Consider the following 17,612-nt stretch of genomic DNA (forward strand, 5'->3'; position numbering starts at 1 on the left):
GACACCTGCCACTCGCTCAGCTTTGGTTGTGTGACGAAATTGGCCGAGAGGCTCCCTGGCATGAATCAGCTTCCCTAAGCCGGCGAAGCCGGAACCAAACAGGTCAAGGTTTTGGTCATAGCCTTAGCGAGTAAGCGGAGGCGACCATGACACAGATGCTGACGGATCGATATCACGAGCGGCTTGCCGGAACGCTCTCCTGCTACGACCGGATCGTGATTACGGGGACGTTGCCCGGTGCGTGCTACGCGGCGGGGATGACGAGTTTTCTCAATGCCAGGCACATTCGAATTTTTGACTACCCGCGCTTTGCCGAGCCGCTGCGTGACCGCATTCGTGAAGCCGCACAGGCTCTGGCGACCGCGCAGGGAGCGCGAATCGAGCACGTTGCCAAGGCGCACATCCGCAAGGAAGACCTCGTTGCCGCGGTGCTCAAGGACCGTGGGGATCATCCAGGATTGGTGCATGTGCTCTCCGCCATGGAAGCCTGCGACGCCTACGAACCCTGGCACGACAAGCAAAGTCACCAAACCTTTCTGCGCCACACCTCGGGCAAGTGCCTGCACTACTATTTCTACTGGATGGACGAAACCCTCGGACTCATCTACCTGCGCGTGCCGACGTGGAGTCCATTCCGGCTGCAGTTCTACTGCAATGGCCACAGTCGGTTGGCTCACTCGCTGACAACGGCAGGTATCGACTACGCGATGGCGGACAATGCCTTCATCCGTATCGCCGATTGGGAGCGGGCTCAGCAACTCGCGGACGCCTTCTCGCCGGACACGCTGCATGCCCTTCTCGACCGCTACGCCGAGCAGTGCTGCCCGATCCTTGACGTCTTCGGACAGTCCTATCACTGGAGCCTGATGCAGGTCGAGTACTCGACCGATCTGGTGTTCCGGTCCGACGCGATCCTGAAGTCGCTTTACGAGGAACTCTCCCGGCAGGCGATCTTCTCGATCAAGGCCGAGCAGGTCGCCACCTTCCTCGGCAAGAAGATCACGCCGCAACTGGCGCAGGAGCTCGGCAGCCGCTTCACGACGCGCATCGAGGGCACTTGCATCAAGCATCATCTGGGCAAGGTGTCGGTCAAGATGTACGACAAGTTCAATCGCGTGCTGCGTCTGGAAACGACGACCAACAACGTTTCCTTCTTCAAGCACCACCGCAAGGTGGAACATCGGGATGGTCACGAGTCGCGCGAGATCGCCCCCCTCCGAAAGACCATCTACAGCCTCATCGACCTGCGCGAGATCCTGCTCGGCTGTAACCGCCGCTATCTGGAATATCTCTCCGCACTGGACGACTTTTCCGCCGGCGATCGCAACCTGCATCGGCTGACCAGCCCCAAGATGGTCAATGGCCATCGCCTCAAGGGCTTCAACTTCTTCGACGCCACTCAGCAAGCCCTGCTGCGCGCGCTTCAGCGTCCCGAATTCAACATCCGCGGCATCCGCCGTGCCGACCTGGCCCCCTTCTTGCGCCAGATCTCCCCGGCCAGCATCACCCGCCAGCTTTGGCGCCTGCGCCAGTTCGGTCTCATCAAGAAGGTCGTTCATGGCTATCGCTATTACCTTACCCGCCTTGGCCGATCTACCATCGCCGCCGCTTGTCGAATCACTGAACAAAGCATCGTCCCGGCTCTCGCCCACGCTACCCCATGACAAAATCTGCTCAGAAAATGTAAAGACCTGAGTCATAAGAGACTAAAGGGCAGTAGCGCTAGCGCCGTTTGCTCGGTAGTCTTGTCTCCATGGCGATTAGCGGCGTGGGCAATCTCTGTATTGGTGTCGTCAACGATGATGAGAGTCTTCGCCGCTCGGTCGCGCGACTGCTGCGTGCGGCGGGGATGCAGCCGATGACTTATGGCTCCGCCGAAGAGTTCCGCGCGGATGCAGGGCAGCCACGATTTGATTGCCTCGTGCTCGACGTCCAGCTGCCCGGTATGTCCGGGGTCGATCTGCGGAATGAACTGGCCGCCGAGGGCGATGAAACGCCCGTGCTCTTTGTCACGGCCCATGATGACCCCAGCGTGCGTGCGGAGGCGATGGCCGGACCGTGTATCGGTTATCTTCGCAAGACCGATGCCGGTAGCGAACTCCTGAACGCGATTCGCCGTGTGGTTTCACTGCCCGCTCGCGGGCAGTGATGCATTGCAGGAAGTCATTTAGCCGCCAACTCTGCCGACTGGCCGGTACTCCATGGCCGGGCCGGGCGCACATGGACATTCCGGAGGCAGGTTCACGCGCCGGTTGCTGGCGTAGAATCCTGAATTTCGGCGGCCGCGGATAGCGCCAGACGCGTTTGACAGACCTAGCAAGCAACGCCATCGATACTGCGCCATGAACTGGATGACCATTGCCTGGCCCATGGTGGCCGCGGCCTGTCTCACGCTGGGCATGATCGAGCTGAGCATCGGCCTCTGGCAAGCGTCCACGTGCGCCCCCGCCTGCTGTTTGCACTGAGCGCTTTCACCGTCGCCTGCGTTGCCGGTCTGGAATTGGCGTTGATGCGCACGGACGTCTCGGCCGAATGGTGGACATCGATGCGTTTGCTCGACATCGCGGTCGGCGTGATGCTGGATCTCGCTGATGGCGTTCGGCTGGACGTGTTTCGGCGACGGGCGAAAGTGGCTCGTCCTTGCGGTTCCGGCCTTGTACGCCCTGGGGCAGCCCGGCGCTCGACTATTTGCCCGGAGCGCCTGCCGGTTCAGGGATGACCTATAAAGCGGTGACCGGTTTCAGAACGGCCGAGACCTTCGGCGGAGCGACCTTCCACGTGGCCGAAGGGGTGCCCAATCCCTGGAATGTACTCCCCTATCTAGCCGTCCTGGCGCAGATCGCGTTCGTGACAGATGCGTCTGTCCGATGGAGGCACAAAGGAGGAGGCTGGCGCCCTGTGCTTGTCGGGGGCGCCGTCGTGTTCTTCTTTCTGTGCGGAGGCTTGCAAGCTGCCCTGGTGGAGACCGGGACTCCTCAATACACCCTACATGATCAGTTGGGCCTATCTCGCCGTCCTGATAGCGATGTCCATCGAGTTGAACGCCGACGTTTTGGCGGGAGCAAGACTTGCCAGCCAGTTGCAGGAAAGCGAACGGCGCATGGACCTGGCCAGTGCGGCGGCCGATCTGGGCCTGTGGACAGTGGGACGTTGGCAACGACACGTTCTGGGCCACCAGCCGCGCCTGCGCGATGTTTGGCTTTAGCGAATCGGAGCACATCGATCGCGCACGATTTCTTGGCGCACTGGATCCAGACGATCGGGAGGCTACGAATCAGGCCATCGAAGATGCGTTGGCGACAAGAGCTGGCTATGACGTCGAGTACCGCATGTGCCCCTCCCGGAAGGGAGAATCCGCTGGATTGCAGCGCGCGGACAGGTCGAACGTGACCGCCGCGGCGAGCCGATCCTGATGCGCGGGGTGGTACTTGACATTTCCGCACGGCGCGCCACCGAGCTGGAGTTGCAACGACTGCACAGTGAACTGGCTCACGCCAGTCGCGTATCGATGATGGGGCAGCTCGCCTCGGCGCTCGCGCACGAGTTGAGCCAGCCGCTTGGCGCCATCCTGCGCAATACCGAGGCGGCCGAACTGTTCCTTGAGCACGACCCGCCAGACCTGGACGAGCTGCGGGCCATACTGGTGGACATCCGCCACGACGACCAGCGCGCGGGCGCCGTGATCGACCGGCTGCGGGCGGGGCTGAAGCGCCGCAGCTATCGCCTCCGCGCGCGCTGTCGCTGAGCGACGAACTGGCAAGCGTGGCGGCACCTTGCGCGCGGCGAGTGCACTGGCCCGCAAAGTGGCACTGGAAATCGATGCCGCCCCTGAACTGCCGCTGGTGATGGGCGACTCCGGTGCAGCTTCAGCAAGTGCTGTTGAACCTCGCTCTCAACGCGATGGATGCCGTCGAACAGATGCCCGCTGCAAAGCGGAAGGTGATGCTGCGGGCGCAGCGCCACGGCGAGGGCGAGGTCGAAGTGGCCGTCAAAGACACCGGACCCGGCATCGCGCCAGAAAGGCTCGGGCGCCTGTTCGAGCCATTCTTCACGACCAAGGCGAACGGGATGGGCATCGGGCTTGCCATTTCGCGCACGATCATCGAGGCACACGGCGGGCGCATCTGGTCGGAGAACAATGCCGGGGAAGGCGCGACATTCCGCTTCACGCTGCCGCTGGCGGAGGCAGCTGATGCCCATCATGAGTGAAGCCGTGCCCGTCGTCCATGTCGTCGATGACGACGCCTCCTTCCTCGTCGCGCTCGCGCGTTTGTTCCGCAAGGCGTCAGGCTACGCCGTCCAGACGTACGCATCGGCGGCCGATTTTCTCGCGAAACTGAGTGACGGCGCGGGGTGTGTCATCACCGATCTACGGATGCCGGGAATGGACGGACTGGACCTCCAGCAGGCACTGGCGCGCGGGGTGAACATGGTGCCGGTGGTCTTTCTCGCCGGGGCCGGCGACATCCCGACAAGCGTGCAGGCGATGCGCCAGGGGGCGGAGGATTTCCTCACCAAGGACGCGCCGAAGGAGGCGATATTCGCGGCGGTGGACCGGGCCATTGCCCGTGATGCCCGGCAGCGCGCCGAGCGTGCGCGCCTGCAGGCGCTGCGGGCCAGATTCGATGCCCTCACGAGTCGCGAGCTGGAGATCCTGCGCCACGTCGTCGCCGGCCAGATGAACAAGCAGATCGCGGCCGACCTGGGCATCAACGAACGGACGGTTAAGCTTCACCGCACGGCCATTACGACCAACCTCGAGGCGCACTCCGCGGCCGAACGTCGCCACGACTCGCGCAGGCCGCGGGACTGTTCGACGGAGCCCAAGCCAGCCTTCGCCTAAAGGGCAGGAAGTCAAGACATCTGAAGTTTAGACACTCGCGGTCGCCGACGGAGTGCCGGAGGCGTTCCAGGCGACGCGAAAAAATTTTCGAGAAAATGCAAAAAAGACTTGACATGGCCAGGGAATCGTGGGGTCGCCGCGCGCTGCTTGCGCACGGTTCTCGCGCAAGCAGCGCGCGGCGACCAATGAGGGATCATTTTCGATCCCGGACTTTCCCTCATGTCTCTCGCTGCCAACGTTTGCTTGCTGCTCTCGGAATGGATTTCCTTTCTCCTCGTGGCCGTGCCACCGCGTTCCCGCCGAACCTTCGTCGAACTCCTGATCGGCTGTATGCTCAACCCGGAAGGCTGGGTCACTCGGGCTATCGGGGCCATTCGCCGAGAGGCGCACTGGACAACCTATTACAAGCTCATCGAGCGGGCAAACGTGTCGGTCACGGAACTGTCGCTGCGTTTGCTGCAACTGGTGCTGAGGGTGTGCCCGGCCGAACTGGTCACCCTGATCCTCGACGATACGCTGGTTCCGCGCTGCGTGAAGTTCGGGCCGGGGATCAGTATCAAGCACGATCACAGCCACAAGGCGAATCGGCCGACGTTCTTGAACAGCCAGTGTTGGGTCACGCTGGCTCTCGTCGTTCGCGTCCGGCTGGGCTCGGCGCTGACGGTGCCCATTCGCTCGTGGCTGCTCGAAGAGTCGGGCCAACGGGGCAAGCTCTGGGTGGCACGGCAGTTGATGGACTCGATCCGGGGGTACGTCAAGGGGGTGCGCTTGTTGATCGATGCCTGGTTCATGCGCAGCACGCTGATTCTTCCTTTGCTCGAACAACAGGTCCGAATCATCGGACAGGTGCGCCGCGATACGGCCTTGTTTCTTCCGCCGGAACCGGAGCCGAAACGCCGAGGACGGAAGCGCAAGTACGGCCGCCGGATCGATCCCGCGGTACTCGAAGCCTTGCCGGTGCAGGAGAGGGAACTGATGCTGTACGGCACGGTGCAGCGGATTCGGGTGCGCTCGGTCCTCGCCGTGGCGCGATTCCTGAAGGGGCTCCCGGTCCGCGCGGTGTGGTGCGAGATGTTCCTGCCCGACCACACCTGGTCGCGTCCGCGCCTGATTCTGGCGACCGAGACCGATCTCTCGGCACCACAAGTGGTGGAGATCTACGCCGAGCGCTGGGGGATCGAGCCCTTGTTTCACAACCTGAAGCGCTGGTGGGGAGTGGCCAATCTGTGGCAGCAGTCGAAGGCTGCCCTGGAACTGTGGATGCAGATTCGCTCCACGGCCTATGCCTTGACGCAATTGCTCGCCCTGCAGTTGTGGGAGTCCTTTCCGCTGATGGCCATCGCGCCTTGGCGGAAGGGCGCCATGATTACCGCAGGGCTTTTCGCCCAGTGGCTGCGGATGCAATTTATCGGACTTCCCGTGCGCGACGCCTACGACCCGAAGTCCGGTCAATTCGTGATGCCTTTCCCCGGGCAGGATCAGCGTTTGCAGTGCTGAGCCCGTCTCACCCTGCCTCGGCCAGTGTCGGGGCATGCGTTTGTCTTGTTGGTCGGCCCGCGCCACCCGGGAAATCGCGGCCGGTGGGAGAGGCGTGTGTCTAAACTTCAGTGATTAGAATATAGAAAACATATTTCCGATCGTGGCATTTTGACGACTCTTGGTGCGAGCGAATGTTGAAATTCCATTGAGAGTCGCAAGCGAGGTGGGAAAGTCTCCATCTATGCATAATCGCCCTAGAACGTTCAGAGTTAAGAGTAACAATCCCCCGGCAGAGCCGGGGGGATTGTTACTCGATTTTGCGGCGATTCCGAGTCATCCTCGCACTAGTCGGGTCATTAAATACGTGGCATCTGATTACAAACTTGATTATAAGTACGCTTGGCGATGGTTGCTGCTAACTCGACAGTGTGCATCTGTGAGCCTTTATGGTTTTAGCCTTAAAGAGGTACACTTCTGGCGGGATGCGCTTTCTGGCATCAATCTAGTTACGGCGGGCGCTGGTGCTGACACGTTGCTTATAGATGGAGACCGTTGCCTTGTTCACGTGACTCCGACATTCCGAGAAATAGAGGCTGCGCGGTCGGTTTTCGTCGTTGCCCGCAGATCTCAGGCTCGGCGCTGGCGGGCGGTTTTGAAGGCAGACTTTCCGCATGTGAGGGAATACGGCCTCTTACCGGCGGTTAATCCACGTGTCGTGGTGCCGTTGTCTTCCTCTGATCACGCGGAGTTTGCCTTAGCCTTGCACCGCCCTGGGCGCGGTGTTGCCCGCCTGGGCTTGGCTCTGGCCCGTATTTTGGCAAGATTTCGAAATTTTACCTTGCTACGCGGCCAAGTCCTGATGATCGCTACACGCGATTCCGAGAACTACCCTGGAGGACTAATAGAAGGTGATCGGTTGAGGGTTCGTGGACATCAGCCCACGAACTACGCTCTTTATCTCGGCACACCCGATGAAAATCGGAAGACTGTTGTGCTGCCGCTGGGTAGTAGCGACCCATCAGCCATTCTCAAGGTTGCCGGTAGCTTCGAGGCTAGAGCTTCTCTCCAAAGGGAAGTCGAGGCGTTGTCGGCTCTTTCGATGTCGCCACTTGCCAACTTTGTACCTATCCTTTGGACTATCTGGGCTTCAGGCGACACCCTGACATTGTGCCAAGAGTATCGCCCGCGTCGGAAGATCAACCAACGACAACAGCAAGAGTCGATGATCCACTTTCTCGGGCAACTTTCCCAACTGGAAAGACAACTCAAGCCTCTTTCCAGTTTACTGATGGAATTGCCAATGGACCAGTGTGAAGACCTTTCCACTGATCAAACTGCCGCCTGCTACAGCTTGCGGTTACGCCTAAAATCACTAGCTGAGTCCGGAGCACTGTTTTGGGTTCATCGCAACCACGGAGATTTTGCCCCGTGGAACTGCGCGTGGACCGAGAAGGGTTTTTTTGTTTTCGATTGGGAAGAGAGCAGGCAACAGGCGTTAGCGTTTGGAGATTTGTTTTATTATGTGATCGCTCCGGCAATCTTGATACAACGTAATCCGAGTGCGCAGAAGATCTTGAGTTCCAGTCTGCATTTCGCAGAGCAGGTAGCGACTGCAGGGGGAATTAATGACGTGGATATCCGTGAATATTTGGCACTCTGGTTGTTGGGTCGAGTTGGGCAAGGAGGGTTATATTCCGAGTTATTGTACCTTCTGAATATGGAATGGTCGAATGGTTAGTTTATCGATCTGGGAATGAGACAAGATATCGGCAATCTTTTGGGATTTAGACAGGAGGGAGTATGCGCGGGTTTATTACCAATAAAGAGTCATTTCTGTTAGAGAAAGTACACTCACTAAAGCCGATGAAGGTTTTGCATGTCGGTTGTACTACCGCGCCGAACCATGTGAAGCGGTGGGAAAACGGAACGCTTCTGCATGCAAAGCTGACCTCACAGATTGAAGCTTACGGCGGGATGTGCGTGGGTATTGATATAGACTCGGAATCACTGGCTTTTGTTAAGTCAAAAATGCCAAATGCTGACTTGAGATTAATAGACGCGCACAAGCTTACACAATTCTTCGGGCCAGAGTTTGATCTGATTATTGCAGGTGACGTTATTGAGCATCTTGCCAATCCAGGTATGTTTTTGCAGGCATGCGCAGGAGTAATTGCTAAGACAGGCGCCCTAATTATTACAACCACAAACGCCTTTGGGGTCATAAGAAATCTGAAATCAATGCTGTTTCACGAAGCGGTGCATGCCGAACACACGGCGTATTACTCTCACAAGACACTTCGTCGTTTGCTTCAGTTAGAGAAGATGCGCATATTATCAGCGGGATATTATCGTTCGGAGCCCTTGTCATATGGCTATTCGTTCAATCGTGCGCTTTCGAACAGCATAGAGCGTTTCGCCTGCCTGATCTGGCCCCAGTATGCCGAGGGTATCATTATTTGTGCGGCCAAAGATCCAGAATAAATGTTCCCTTTGCAGAAGTGTCGGTGTGTAAAACATTGCAAGGAACAGCAGGTTGTTAGACGTTCTAGTTATAAAATACACTTCTCATATAATGCGATGTGTATGTAGTTTGAAACATAAGCTTTAATAAAATATTATCTATGCGCCGTTGCGTCACTTTTAAAATAGCCGCCAAGACCATTCTGGAAACTAAACTAAAATCCCGTTTCTGTAAATGAAAATTCTTGTTGTAGCCTATGCATGCAGTCCTTGGCAGGGTTCCGAACCAGGTGTCGGCTGGGGTTTCGTCGCCGCGCTGGCGAAGCGTCACGACGTTTGGGTGATAGTCGAAGAGGAAAATTTTCGTGCAGACATCGAACGCTACCTCACCGAAAATCCGCGATTCTCGCAATCGGTGCATTTCTACTACCTGAGGAAGAAGCGTAACCGTCTGCTGCGAAAAATCTGGCCGCCTTCTTACTACTGGTATTATCAACGCTGGCATCTAGAAGCGTTGGAATTAACCCAGGCCTTGCATCGCGAGATTGGTTTTGACCTTGTACACCAGCTGACCATGGTCGGTTTCCGTGAACCTGGTTATTTGTGGAGGCTGGGCATTCCGTTCGTCTGGGGTCCCATTGGCGGGATGGGATTATTTCCGTGGCGCTTCTGGAGTGTAGTGGGAGGCTATTCGGCATTGTATTACCTGGGTTACAATCTGTTCAACTTTATGCAATGCCGTTTCTCCTCAAGGCCGCGGCTTGCCGCCAGAGTCGCGGGTGTCGGTTTAATCGCAGCAACACCCGAAAATCAGCTCGGGACCGATAAATACTGGGGCTGTTCAAGCACCGTGATCGCCGAGGTGGGGCTGCCACCCGTGACCTCGGGGATTCCGATAGAGCGGGTACCGGGCGAAGCACTTCACATCGTCTGGAACGGATTGCACATACCCCGGAAGGCATTGAATCTTGCGCTAGCTGCTTTGGCAACCTTACCCGAAGGCTTGAATTGGCAACTGCACGTGCTGGGTGAAGGACCGCGCAAATCGCTTTGGCACGGCTTGGCGATAGACTTGGGGCTGGCTGGGCGATGCCATTTCCATGGTTGGCTTGCCCGGGATAATGCCCTACGGTTGATGTCTGCCAGTCATCTGATGCTGATCACCAGCCTTCGGGACCTTACTTCGACGGTGACCATCGAGGCGCTGGCGCTTGGGCTGCCGATTGTTTGTTTGGATCATTGTGGCTTTGGCGCAGTAGTGGATGAAACGTGTGGCATCAAGATACCGGTGACCACGCCGAGCCAGGTTGTGGCGGGTTTTGCGGCAGCGATAGAGCGGCTGGCTGTGGATGAGGCATTGCGGGTTGGTCTTGCCAAAGGCGCGGTTCTTCGGGCGCAGGCATTTTCTTGGGAAAAGAAGGCCATGTTACTGGAAGACATCTATCGTCGGAAATTGGCCGAGCGAGGAAGCGACACGTGAAGGTACTGCTGGTTCACAATTTCTACGGATCGGCAGCCCCATCGGGTGAAAATCAGGTATTTGAAGCGGAAAAGACTTTGTTGCAGTTGCACGGCCATGAAGTGGAGGAGTTTGCACGACAAAGCGATGAAATTCGATCCCAGGGTGTATGGGGTGTGGCGCGGGGTGCGCTGGCGACTCCGTGGAATCCATGGATGACCAAGGCCATAAAGCGTGCCGTGACGCACTTCCAACCAGATGTTGTGCATGTTCACAATACTTTTCCACTGATCTCGCCGGGCATCTTTCACGCCATTGGCCAGAGTGCTGCACGCGTACTCACTTTGCACAACTACCGCTTGTTCTGTCCGGCAGCAATCCCCATGCGAGCGGGGCGTGTGTGCACCGACTGCCTGGATCTTTGCTCGCCGTTGCCAGCCGTGCAGCATGGCTGCTACCGGGGCAGCCGATTGGCGACGCTCCCGTTAGCGTTCAGCGTGGCCCTGCATCGCCGGTTAGGCACATGGAACAGACAGGTAGATGCCTTTATTGCTCTCTCCGAGTTTCAGCGTCAGCGCATGGCAGACTCCGGTTTACCGCTGGAAAAGGTGCATGTGAAGCCGAATTTCTACCCGGGTTCACCGCCGACATTACCGTGGAGGGAAAGGGCACCTTATGTGGTATTTGCCGGGCGGTTGACGGCGGAAAAAGGCGTAACTAGCCTGCTGCGCGCGTGGCAGGCATGGGGTCCGAGTGCGCCGGAGCTGCGTTTAGTAGGTGACGGTGAGATGCGCCCTCAATTGGAACATCTGGCAGCGGGCTTGCCGGTACGCTTTCTCGGCCAAGTCAGTGGCGAGAAGGCGCAGGCGCAGATTGCCGGCGCCCGACTGTTGGTGCTACCTTCTGAGTGGTTCGAGGGCTTTCCGATGGTGGTGCGGGAGGCCTTTGCCTTTGGCACGCCTGTGGCAGTTTCTGATATTGGCCCGTTGCCGAGCATCGTGCAGCATGGGATCAGCGGCGTGGTGTTTCCGCCTGGAAACCCTGAAGCATTACTGCGCGAGGTGCGTGGCGCGTGGGATGCTCCTGGTCTATTGGCGCGGCTAGGCCAAGGCGCGCGCGTGGAATTTGAGACGAAGTATACGGAAGATGCCAACTACGCGGTGCTGAACGACATATACATCCGGGCGATCTCGGTTTCCCGAAATACTGTTGGGCTTGGTGAGGCATGAAAGAGGTGATACTGGGCTATGGCGTGGACACGTTCTCCGTGGCTGCATGCGCAAACAGCGTGTTTTCGGTATTACTGCCCCAACAGGCCAGCCCGGCCAGTCGCTGCTTATGGCTAGCCTGCCTCAACCCGCATTCTTATGCCATAGCGTTGGATGACGCGCTGTTCTCCCAAGCGCTCAAGGACGCAGATTGGCTGGTGCCTGATGGTGCGGGGGTGGTAGTGGCCTCCCGTTTGCTGGGAGGGGTAATTACCGAACGGGTTACCGGGTCTGGACGTGTTTTCTGGCCTGCATCAACGCATGAACTCGGCGGGTGGGATGAGTGTTTTTTTTCTTGGAGCAACCGAAGACACCCTGGCGCGGATTTGCGTGCGCATGGCAAACGATTACCCCGATATCAAGGTTGTGGGTACCCATTCACCGCCGTTCAAGCCAACTTACTCCAGTACGGAAATCGACGAAATGATCAATGCCATCAACACTGTAGAACCTGACGTGTTGTGGGTGGGTATGACAGCTCCTAAACAGGAGAAGTGGATTTATCAGCATCGAACCCGCTTGAATGTCAAATTCGCCGGAGCGATTGGGGCGGTCTTTGATTTTTATTCGGGACAGGTGACGCGTTCGCACCCCGTGTTTCAACGTCTAGGACTCGAATGGTTACCACGTCTGGTCCGGCAACCCAGGCGACTGTGGCGTCGAATGTTTGTGTCGGCGCCGGTGTTTATCTGGCATGTGTTCAAGCAGAAGGTGACGCGGTCTAGCCAACATTGATGTCGCATCTTTTCTCACCGACCCGGATGTGCCGATCGACACCAACCACCTCGAACGAGCCTTGCGGGCAATCCCCATGGGTCGGAATGCCTGGTTATTTTGCTGGACCGAGTTGGGGGCCAGGCACGTCGGCATCCTCCAGAGCCTGATCGTGACCTGTCGGTTGTACCATATCGACCCCTACGACTACCTGGTCGATCTCCTGCAGCGCGTTGGCCAGCATCCGGACCATCGAGTCCGGGAGCTGACGCCCCGGAAGTGGAAGACGCTCTTCGCTGCCAACCCGATTCGCTCTCCGATCTACCATCTCGGCAAGTAGCGCCTCACGCCGCGTGGTTATCGGCTACACATCCAGGCAATTGAGAGCCCGCAGTCGCTGGGGCAGAGCTTGAAACCTCGCGTTGCCAGTCAGGGATGACCCGGACAACTTAGGAAATCGACCAGATGAATTTGGTGTCACCCGGTGCGATCCGCGAATTGCCCAGAACAGACTCAGTGTGCTCGGGAACATTTGCATTCAATCTATTCAAAATGTGTTGTGTACAAGGGTACGGACATAAGGACCGAACGATGGAAACGTCGCTATACCAGTCGGACTACTTCACCTGGGCACGCCAGCAAGCCGACATGCTGCGTGAGGGGCGCTTTGATGACCTTGACGCGGCGCACTTGATTGAGGAGCTGGAAGCCATGGGGGCAAGCGAACGGCGCGAACTGACGAACAGGTTGGCGGTTTTGCTGATGCATCTGCTGAAGTGGCAATTTCAACCTGCGAGGCGAGGCGCGGCAGGGTCGCTGACCATCCGCGTGCAACGCATGGATATTTCCGATTTGCTCAACGACGAGCCGGGCCTGCAGCCGGAGATTCCTCAAGCGTTCGAGAAGGCCTATCGCAAGGCGCGGCTGCTGGCGGCGAACGAAACAGGCATGGACGAAACGACGTTCCCCAAGCAATCGCCATACTCGATAGAGCAAACGATGGCGGATGATTTTATGCCCGAGGGCAATTGACTATCCATACTCTGGGCGAGAGCGGCGCAAGCCTCGATCAGCCTTTCGTCGCGCCCAACCGCCGATTCCAGCCTTCGTTCGTGCCGGATGACGCTTCCAGTCACCCGAATCAAATTCCAGAAAGCGATTCGATGCTGCGAATCGCCTGGAGCGGGCTTCGACGCACCTCGAACGGGCATCGAGTGAGCGCGATGAAAGCTCGACTTTGGCGGGTCGGGCATCAAGGCACGCGCAATGGCTCGTGTCGGCGGGACAAGGCAGCATCCAGGCAATTGGGTGCCCGCAGTCGCCGCGGGAGAACTTGATCTCGACCGCCTGCGGCCAGGAATGACCCGGACAAAATCGGCAATCATCCAGATGAATTCACAATCACCCGCAACAGGCCGCGAATCGCTCTGACCAGGCGCGGTGTGTTCGTGAGCCGGCCTCGTTTGCCGGGTTTCAGGACCGATTCGATCCAGTCCCGGTCGGAGAACGCGGTTTCGCGGCCGCACACCGCCGGTCTGGACACAAGCCGCGAAGAACCTTGTTTCGGCAGTGAATTTTCTTCGCAGCCGGCTTGATTTTTGACTATTCTGTTGTCTGCCGGGAGCGTTTTCCCGGCTCGGAGAGTGCAGGGGCTGCTCTCCGAACTCAGGTGCCACATTCGTTACCTTCTTTAACGGGAGTTCACCATGGCAACTTTTCCTACCCGCGAATCCGACATCGTCGTGCTCGCCCAGTCGATCATCCAGGGCCTGACCACCCAGGCCGAGACCTTCACCCGACCACCCTACACCGCGCCGGAAATCCGCACCCAGCTTGATGCCTTCCTCGCCTTGCGTGACGCGCTGATCCGCCAGCAGGCGCTGGTGAGCGAAGCCGTCACGGCCAAACAGGGCGGTCTGGACAAGCTGGCCGATGCCTTGCGGTCGGTGCTTCGTTATATTGAAAACGCCGCTGCGAGCGAAGACCAGCTCGCGCATTTCGGCTGGTCCGGGCGTCGTACGCCGGGCTCGCAGCCGCTGCCCGGCCAGTGCCGGATGCTCGAAGCGCCACGCCGGGGTCCGGGCTGGATATTCCTTGACTGGAAGGAACCCTCCGAAGGCGGCAAGCCCAGCTATTACGTGGTGGAGATGCGCGAACTACCGGACGGGGCGTGGAAGCAGGTCGCCACCGCCGTCGAATCGGAAATCACGCTGGCCAACCAGGTCAGCGGCAAGAGGCTGGAATACCGGGCGTATGCCGCGAACAAGGCGGGCAAGGGTCAGGTCAGCAACGTGGTCGAAGTAGACGCCTGATTGCCGGCACCCGTTCAGGGCACCCCGGTCGGCGATGGGACACGCACCCCGGCCGGGGTTTTTGAGCGGATGCGCGGCAAGCCGATCCGGGTCACGCTATCCGGGGTAGAGTGTTGGAATTATTTACAATTGCCGCTCGGGGTTCCCGCATAAAAATAATAAAGTAATTCATAAATAGCAGGTTGAGCAGCATGGTCTGAAACGTGCTTAGGTTACGGTGTGTCCATTTCGGCGCGTCTACTTCGCAAGTTTCCAGAAAGGGTTCTGAATATGAAAATCAGGCAAATTGTTGCTGCTACGCTGCTCGTCGGTGGTGCGCTGGCCGCCACGTCGGCTTCCGCGTTTGTTCTTGGGCCAACTGGCCCCGGCAAGTGGGGGCCACCAGCTTTTGGGACCGGTGCCTCGGTCACCTACAGTTTCATGCCGACTGGGACCAGTTGCGCCGCTGAAGGTGTCGGCTGCACGGTCACCGCTCTTGCCGACTTCATGCCCGTGGGTTACCTGAGCGCAATCGACGCGGCTCTGGCTGCCTGGTCATCGGTCGCCAACCTCACGTTCACCCTGGTGGCCGATGACGGCTCGGCGTTCAACGCCCCGGGAACTGCTGGCGATTTGCGATTCGGTGGCCACTTTTTCGATGGTCAATTTGGAGTTCTGGCGCACGGGTATTTCCCGCCGAACAATGGCGATACGGCAGCGGGGGACATGCACTACGACACCGCCGATCACTGGAAGCTCGGTTTCGGTGGTGACCTCGACGCTTTCGATATTTTCCAGGTGACCGCGCACGAAATCGGGCACGCGCTCGGCCTTGGGCACACGAACGTTGCCGGCTCGTTGATGGAGCCGTTCTATACTGAAGCGTTCTCCGGACCGCAGGCCGATGATATCGCCGGCATGCAATTCATCTATGGCCGTGCACCGGTGCATGGCGTACCGGAGCCGGGCGCGGCGGCGCTGCTGGCCCTCGCCGGCGCGGCCCTGGGCGTGTTCGGCCGCAGGCGGCGTGCTGCAGCGGTCTAGTTGGTTTGTCGGAAATTGTCCACCGAAGTGCTTTCGCCTCCGGTGGACATCCACGCATTACACAGGATTTCTCTGGATGTTGAGACGCTATTCGGCATGGTTGCGAACCCTCCTCTGCAGCTTCCTGCTGGTAGTCGGTCCTGACGCCGCGGCGATGTGGACGCGCCTGTCGGAATCCGATCTGCTTGAGCGTTCGGAACTCGTGCTCACCGGCACCTTGATCGGCCAGAGCCCGCTACGCGTCGCTGGCGAAGACCTGCTCCTGGCGGTGATCAAGGTCGATGCGGTGTATAAGGGAGCAGCCGACCTGTCGGTGGTCTTCCTGGTCCTGCCCGCGCCTGAGCGGCCGATCTCCAGCAGCGATCTTCAATACCGCGTCGGTCAGTCCGGGCTTTGGTTCCTGCGACAGCGCAGCGCTGGCGAGCGCGGCCTTTTTCTCGCCGACCATCCACAGCGCTTCATCCCCTCCGAAAAAGCCTCGTCGCGGGTCGAGGCCTTGCGCAAGGCGCGATCGAACTAGATCGCATCAGCAAGTATCGACGCCCCTTTGGGCGATTTCCAGAAAAACATCCCGGAATTCCGATGCATGGACAAAATTGCCAAAGGAACTCCTCCCCTTTCAAGGGGAAGGTCGCGACAGCGACGTTTGCGATTGGAAGTGTTGGGAGGGGGATGGGGAAAAGAGCCGTCCTTTCCATGCATGATCACCCCATCCCCACCCCAGCCCTCCCCTTGAAGGGGAGGGAGTGCGCCCATGGTCGGTATGCGCATTGCTGGAAACCGCATTAGCCCCCCTGAAAGAACCCTGACCGCGATCGTTTTTCCTGCGGCAACATGCCTGCCGGGATGCCGATAGTTTGTCGCGTCTGCGTTGACGTGTGGCCGAGTGTGCGTTATTTCCCTTCCCCGATCCGCTGGAGCAGGTAATCTGTCGTTGGTCAGGGTGTTCCGGGGACTGCCGACCAGGCGCCGGGCGAGACAAGCCGTGGGGGGTGTGGTGGTGATGCGACAACATGCGCCGCGTCGAGAGGGCGCTGCAGGCCTCTCTGTTTGCCTGCCCTGGCTCCGTGGCGGCAGTGATGGCGACCCTTCGGGGGCCTGCAAGAACCCCTGCTGTGGTTCGTAAGTCATTGTTGAAAAAGTATATTGTTGCTTGCGTCGGGGCTTTGACCGGATCCGCGCGGCTTGCCGGCGGGCGCCTTGAGTGCCCAGGCTAGTTTGTCGGCTCCGGCGCTACACTTTTGTGTGCCCTGCCAATTCCACTATACTGTGGCGCGCATATCGGTATCCGTCGGCGCCGGGGCTTTGAGACTTGCCGCAAGCCGTTTTCCAAGCTGGCGACTAAAAAGGAGAGCATTATGGTTACACGCCTGCATGATGTGAGTGGCGTCGCATTTCGTTGGGTTTTGCTCGCGGTGCTCGGAGCCCTGGTGACGGGCTGTGCTTCGTATCCACCGGCACCCGCTTCGGCAGCCTCCGCTGACTATCGCTATATCATCGGGCCTGGCGACCAGGTCAACATTATCGTCTGGCGTAACCCGGAGCTTTCGATGACCGTCCCCGTACGTCCGGACGGGATGATTGCCGGTCCGCTGATCGAGGACATGCCGGCGATGGGCAAGACGCCCACCGCCTTGGGGCGAGACATGGAGAAGGCCCTGGGAACCTTCATCCGGGATCCGGTCGTGACGGTGATCGTCACCGGTTTCATCGGCACCCAGAGCGAGCAGATCCGTGTCGTCGGCGAAGCGTCGAAGCCGCAGGCGCTGCCGTACAAGCAGAACACGACGCTGCTGGATGTGATGATTGCCGTTGGTGGCCTGACGGATTTCGCCGATGGCAACGGGGCGTCGATCGTGCGCACGGTTGAAGGCAACAAGCAACAGTACAGCGTTCGCTTGCGTGATCTCATCCGGCGGGGTGACGTGTCGGCAAATGTGGACATGAAACCCGGCGACGTGCTGATCATTCCGCAGAGCTGGTTCTAATTCAGCCGGTTCGCCTGGCAATGCCCTGCGTGCTTTTCCTTGCGTCGCTGAACGTCGGGAATAACC

Annotated in this window: 19 protein-coding genes and 1 pseudogene; all 20 read left to right on the forward strand. The window is 58.8% G+C overall.

Features of this window, described 5'->3' with window-relative positions; all coding sequences use genetic code 11:
* The first annotated feature begins 146 nt into the window (after window positions 1–146).
* On the forward strand, window positions 147–1,664 hold the full coding sequence (locus AC15MQ_RS20755) for a MarR family transcriptional regulator (RefSeq protein WP_483081202.1): 1,518 nt from the start codon (window positions 147–149) through the stop codon (window positions 1,662–1,664).
* 89 nt (window positions 1,665–1,753) lie between these two features.
* Window positions 1,754–2,149: a response regulator transcription factor gene (locus AC15MQ_RS20760; protein WP_483081203.1), complete on the forward strand. Its 396-nt coding sequence runs from the start codon at window positions 1,754–1,756 to the stop codon at window positions 2,147–2,149.
* A gap of 288 nt (window positions 2,150–2,437) precedes the next feature.
* On the forward strand, window positions 2,438–2,719 hold the full coding sequence (locus AC15MQ_RS20765; RefSeq protein WP_483081204.1) for a hypothetical protein: 282 nt from the start codon (window positions 2,438–2,440) through the stop codon (window positions 2,717–2,719).
* Window positions 2,720–2,989: 270 nt separating this feature from the next.
* Window positions 2,990–3,205, forward strand: coding sequence for a hypothetical protein (locus AC15MQ_RS20770; RefSeq protein WP_483081205.1), 216 nt, complete (start codon window positions 2,990–2,992; stop codon window positions 3,203–3,205).
* Entirely contained in the window at window positions 3,192–3,413 is a 222-nt protein-coding gene (locus tag AC15MQ_RS20775) for a PAS domain-containing protein (protein WP_483081206.1), read from the forward strand. The genes AC15MQ_RS20770 and AC15MQ_RS20775 overlap by 14 nt, the downstream gene beginning before the upstream one ends.
* A complete protein-coding gene (locus AC15MQ_RS20780; protein WP_483081357.1) occupies window positions 3,332–3,745 on the forward strand; it encodes a hypothetical protein in 414 nt (137 codons plus the stop codon). Before AC15MQ_RS20775 ends, AC15MQ_RS20780 begins: the two co-directional genes overlap by 82 nt.
* 113 nt (window positions 3,746–3,858) lie before the next feature.
* Window positions 3,859–4,209, forward strand: a complete 351-nt coding sequence (locus tag AC15MQ_RS20785) for an ATP-binding protein (protein ID WP_483081207.1) — start codon at window positions 3,859–3,861, stop codon at window positions 4,207–4,209.
* Window positions 4,193–4,843 carry a response regulator transcription factor gene (locus AC15MQ_RS20790; protein WP_483081208.1) on the forward strand — a complete coding sequence of 217 codons (651 nt, stop codon included), beginning with the start codon at window positions 4,193–4,195 and terminating at the stop codon, window positions 4,841–4,843. Before AC15MQ_RS20785 ends, AC15MQ_RS20790 begins: the two co-directional genes overlap by 17 nt.
* 219 nt (window positions 4,844–5,062) lie before the next feature.
* Window positions 5,063–6,340 carry an IS701 family transposase gene (locus AC15MQ_RS20795; RefSeq protein WP_483081209.1) on the forward strand — a complete coding sequence of 426 codons (1,278 nt, stop codon included), beginning with the start codon at window positions 5,063–5,065 and terminating at the stop codon, window positions 6,338–6,340.
* A gap of 418 nt (window positions 6,341–6,758) precedes the next feature.
* Window positions 6,759–8,060 carry a phosphotransferase gene (locus AC15MQ_RS20800; RefSeq protein ID WP_483081210.1) on the forward strand — a complete coding sequence of 434 codons (1,302 nt, stop codon included), beginning with the start codon at window positions 6,759–6,761 and terminating at the stop codon, window positions 8,058–8,060.
* Between the two features lie 62 nt (window positions 8,061–8,122).
* On the forward strand, window positions 8,123–8,803 hold the full coding sequence (locus tag AC15MQ_RS20805) for a class I SAM-dependent methyltransferase (RefSeq protein WP_483081211.1): 681 nt from the start codon (window positions 8,123–8,125) through the stop codon (window positions 8,801–8,803).
* A 214-nt stretch (window positions 8,804–9,017) separates the two neighbouring features.
* Entirely contained in the window at window positions 9,018–10,262 is a 1,245-nt protein-coding gene (locus AC15MQ_RS20810; RefSeq protein WP_483081212.1) for a glycosyltransferase family 4 protein, read from the forward strand.
* Window positions 10,259–11,470 carry a glycosyltransferase family 4 protein gene (locus tag AC15MQ_RS20815; RefSeq protein ID WP_483081213.1) on the forward strand — a complete coding sequence of 404 codons (1,212 nt, stop codon included), beginning with the start codon at window positions 10,259–10,261 and terminating at the stop codon, window positions 11,468–11,470. The genes AC15MQ_RS20810 and AC15MQ_RS20815 overlap by 4 nt, the downstream gene beginning before the upstream one ends.
* Before the next feature lie 318 nt (window positions 11,471–11,788).
* The gene (locus tag AC15MQ_RS20820; RefSeq protein ID WP_483081214.1) at window positions 11,789–12,244 is read left to right on the forward strand and encodes a WecB/TagA/CpsF family glycosyltransferase; all 456 of its coding nucleotides are present in this window, start codon (window positions 11,789–11,791) and stop codon (window positions 12,242–12,244) included.
* Between the two features lie 10 nt (window positions 12,245–12,254).
* Window positions 12,255–12,563: pseudogene (locus AC15MQ_RS20825) on the forward strand (transposase domain-containing protein); the annotation flags it as partial.
* A 251-nt stretch (window positions 12,564–12,814) separates the two neighbouring features.
* A complete protein-coding gene (locus AC15MQ_RS20830; protein WP_483081215.1) occupies window positions 12,815–13,255 on the forward strand; it encodes a DUF29 domain-containing protein in 441 nt (146 codons plus the stop codon).
* A 674-nt stretch (window positions 13,256–13,929) separates the two neighbouring features.
* A complete protein-coding gene (locus AC15MQ_RS20835; protein ID WP_287654566.1) occupies window positions 13,930–14,535 on the forward strand; it encodes a fibronectin type III domain-containing protein in 606 nt (201 codons plus the stop codon).
* A 270-nt stretch (window positions 14,536–14,805) separates the two neighbouring features.
* On the forward strand, window positions 14,806–15,558 hold the full coding sequence (locus tag AC15MQ_RS20840) for a matrixin family metalloprotease (RefSeq protein ID WP_483081216.1): 753 nt from the start codon (window positions 14,806–14,808) through the stop codon (window positions 15,556–15,558).
* 76 nt (window positions 15,559–15,634) lie between these two features.
* Window positions 15,635–16,078 (forward strand): hypothetical protein, encoded by a 444-nt coding sequence (locus AC15MQ_RS20845; protein WP_483081217.1) that lies wholly within the window; start codon window positions 15,635–15,637, stop codon window positions 16,076–16,078.
* An 838-nt stretch (window positions 16,079–16,916) separates the two neighbouring features.
* Window positions 16,917–17,546, forward strand: coding sequence for an XrtA/PEP-CTERM system exopolysaccharide export protein (locus AC15MQ_RS20850; RefSeq protein WP_483081218.1), 630 nt, complete (start codon window positions 16,917–16,919; stop codon window positions 17,544–17,546).
* Window positions 17,547–17,612 lie beyond the last annotated feature (66 nt).

It is taken from the genome of Candidatus Accumulibacter propinquus (genome assembly GCF_056856495.1).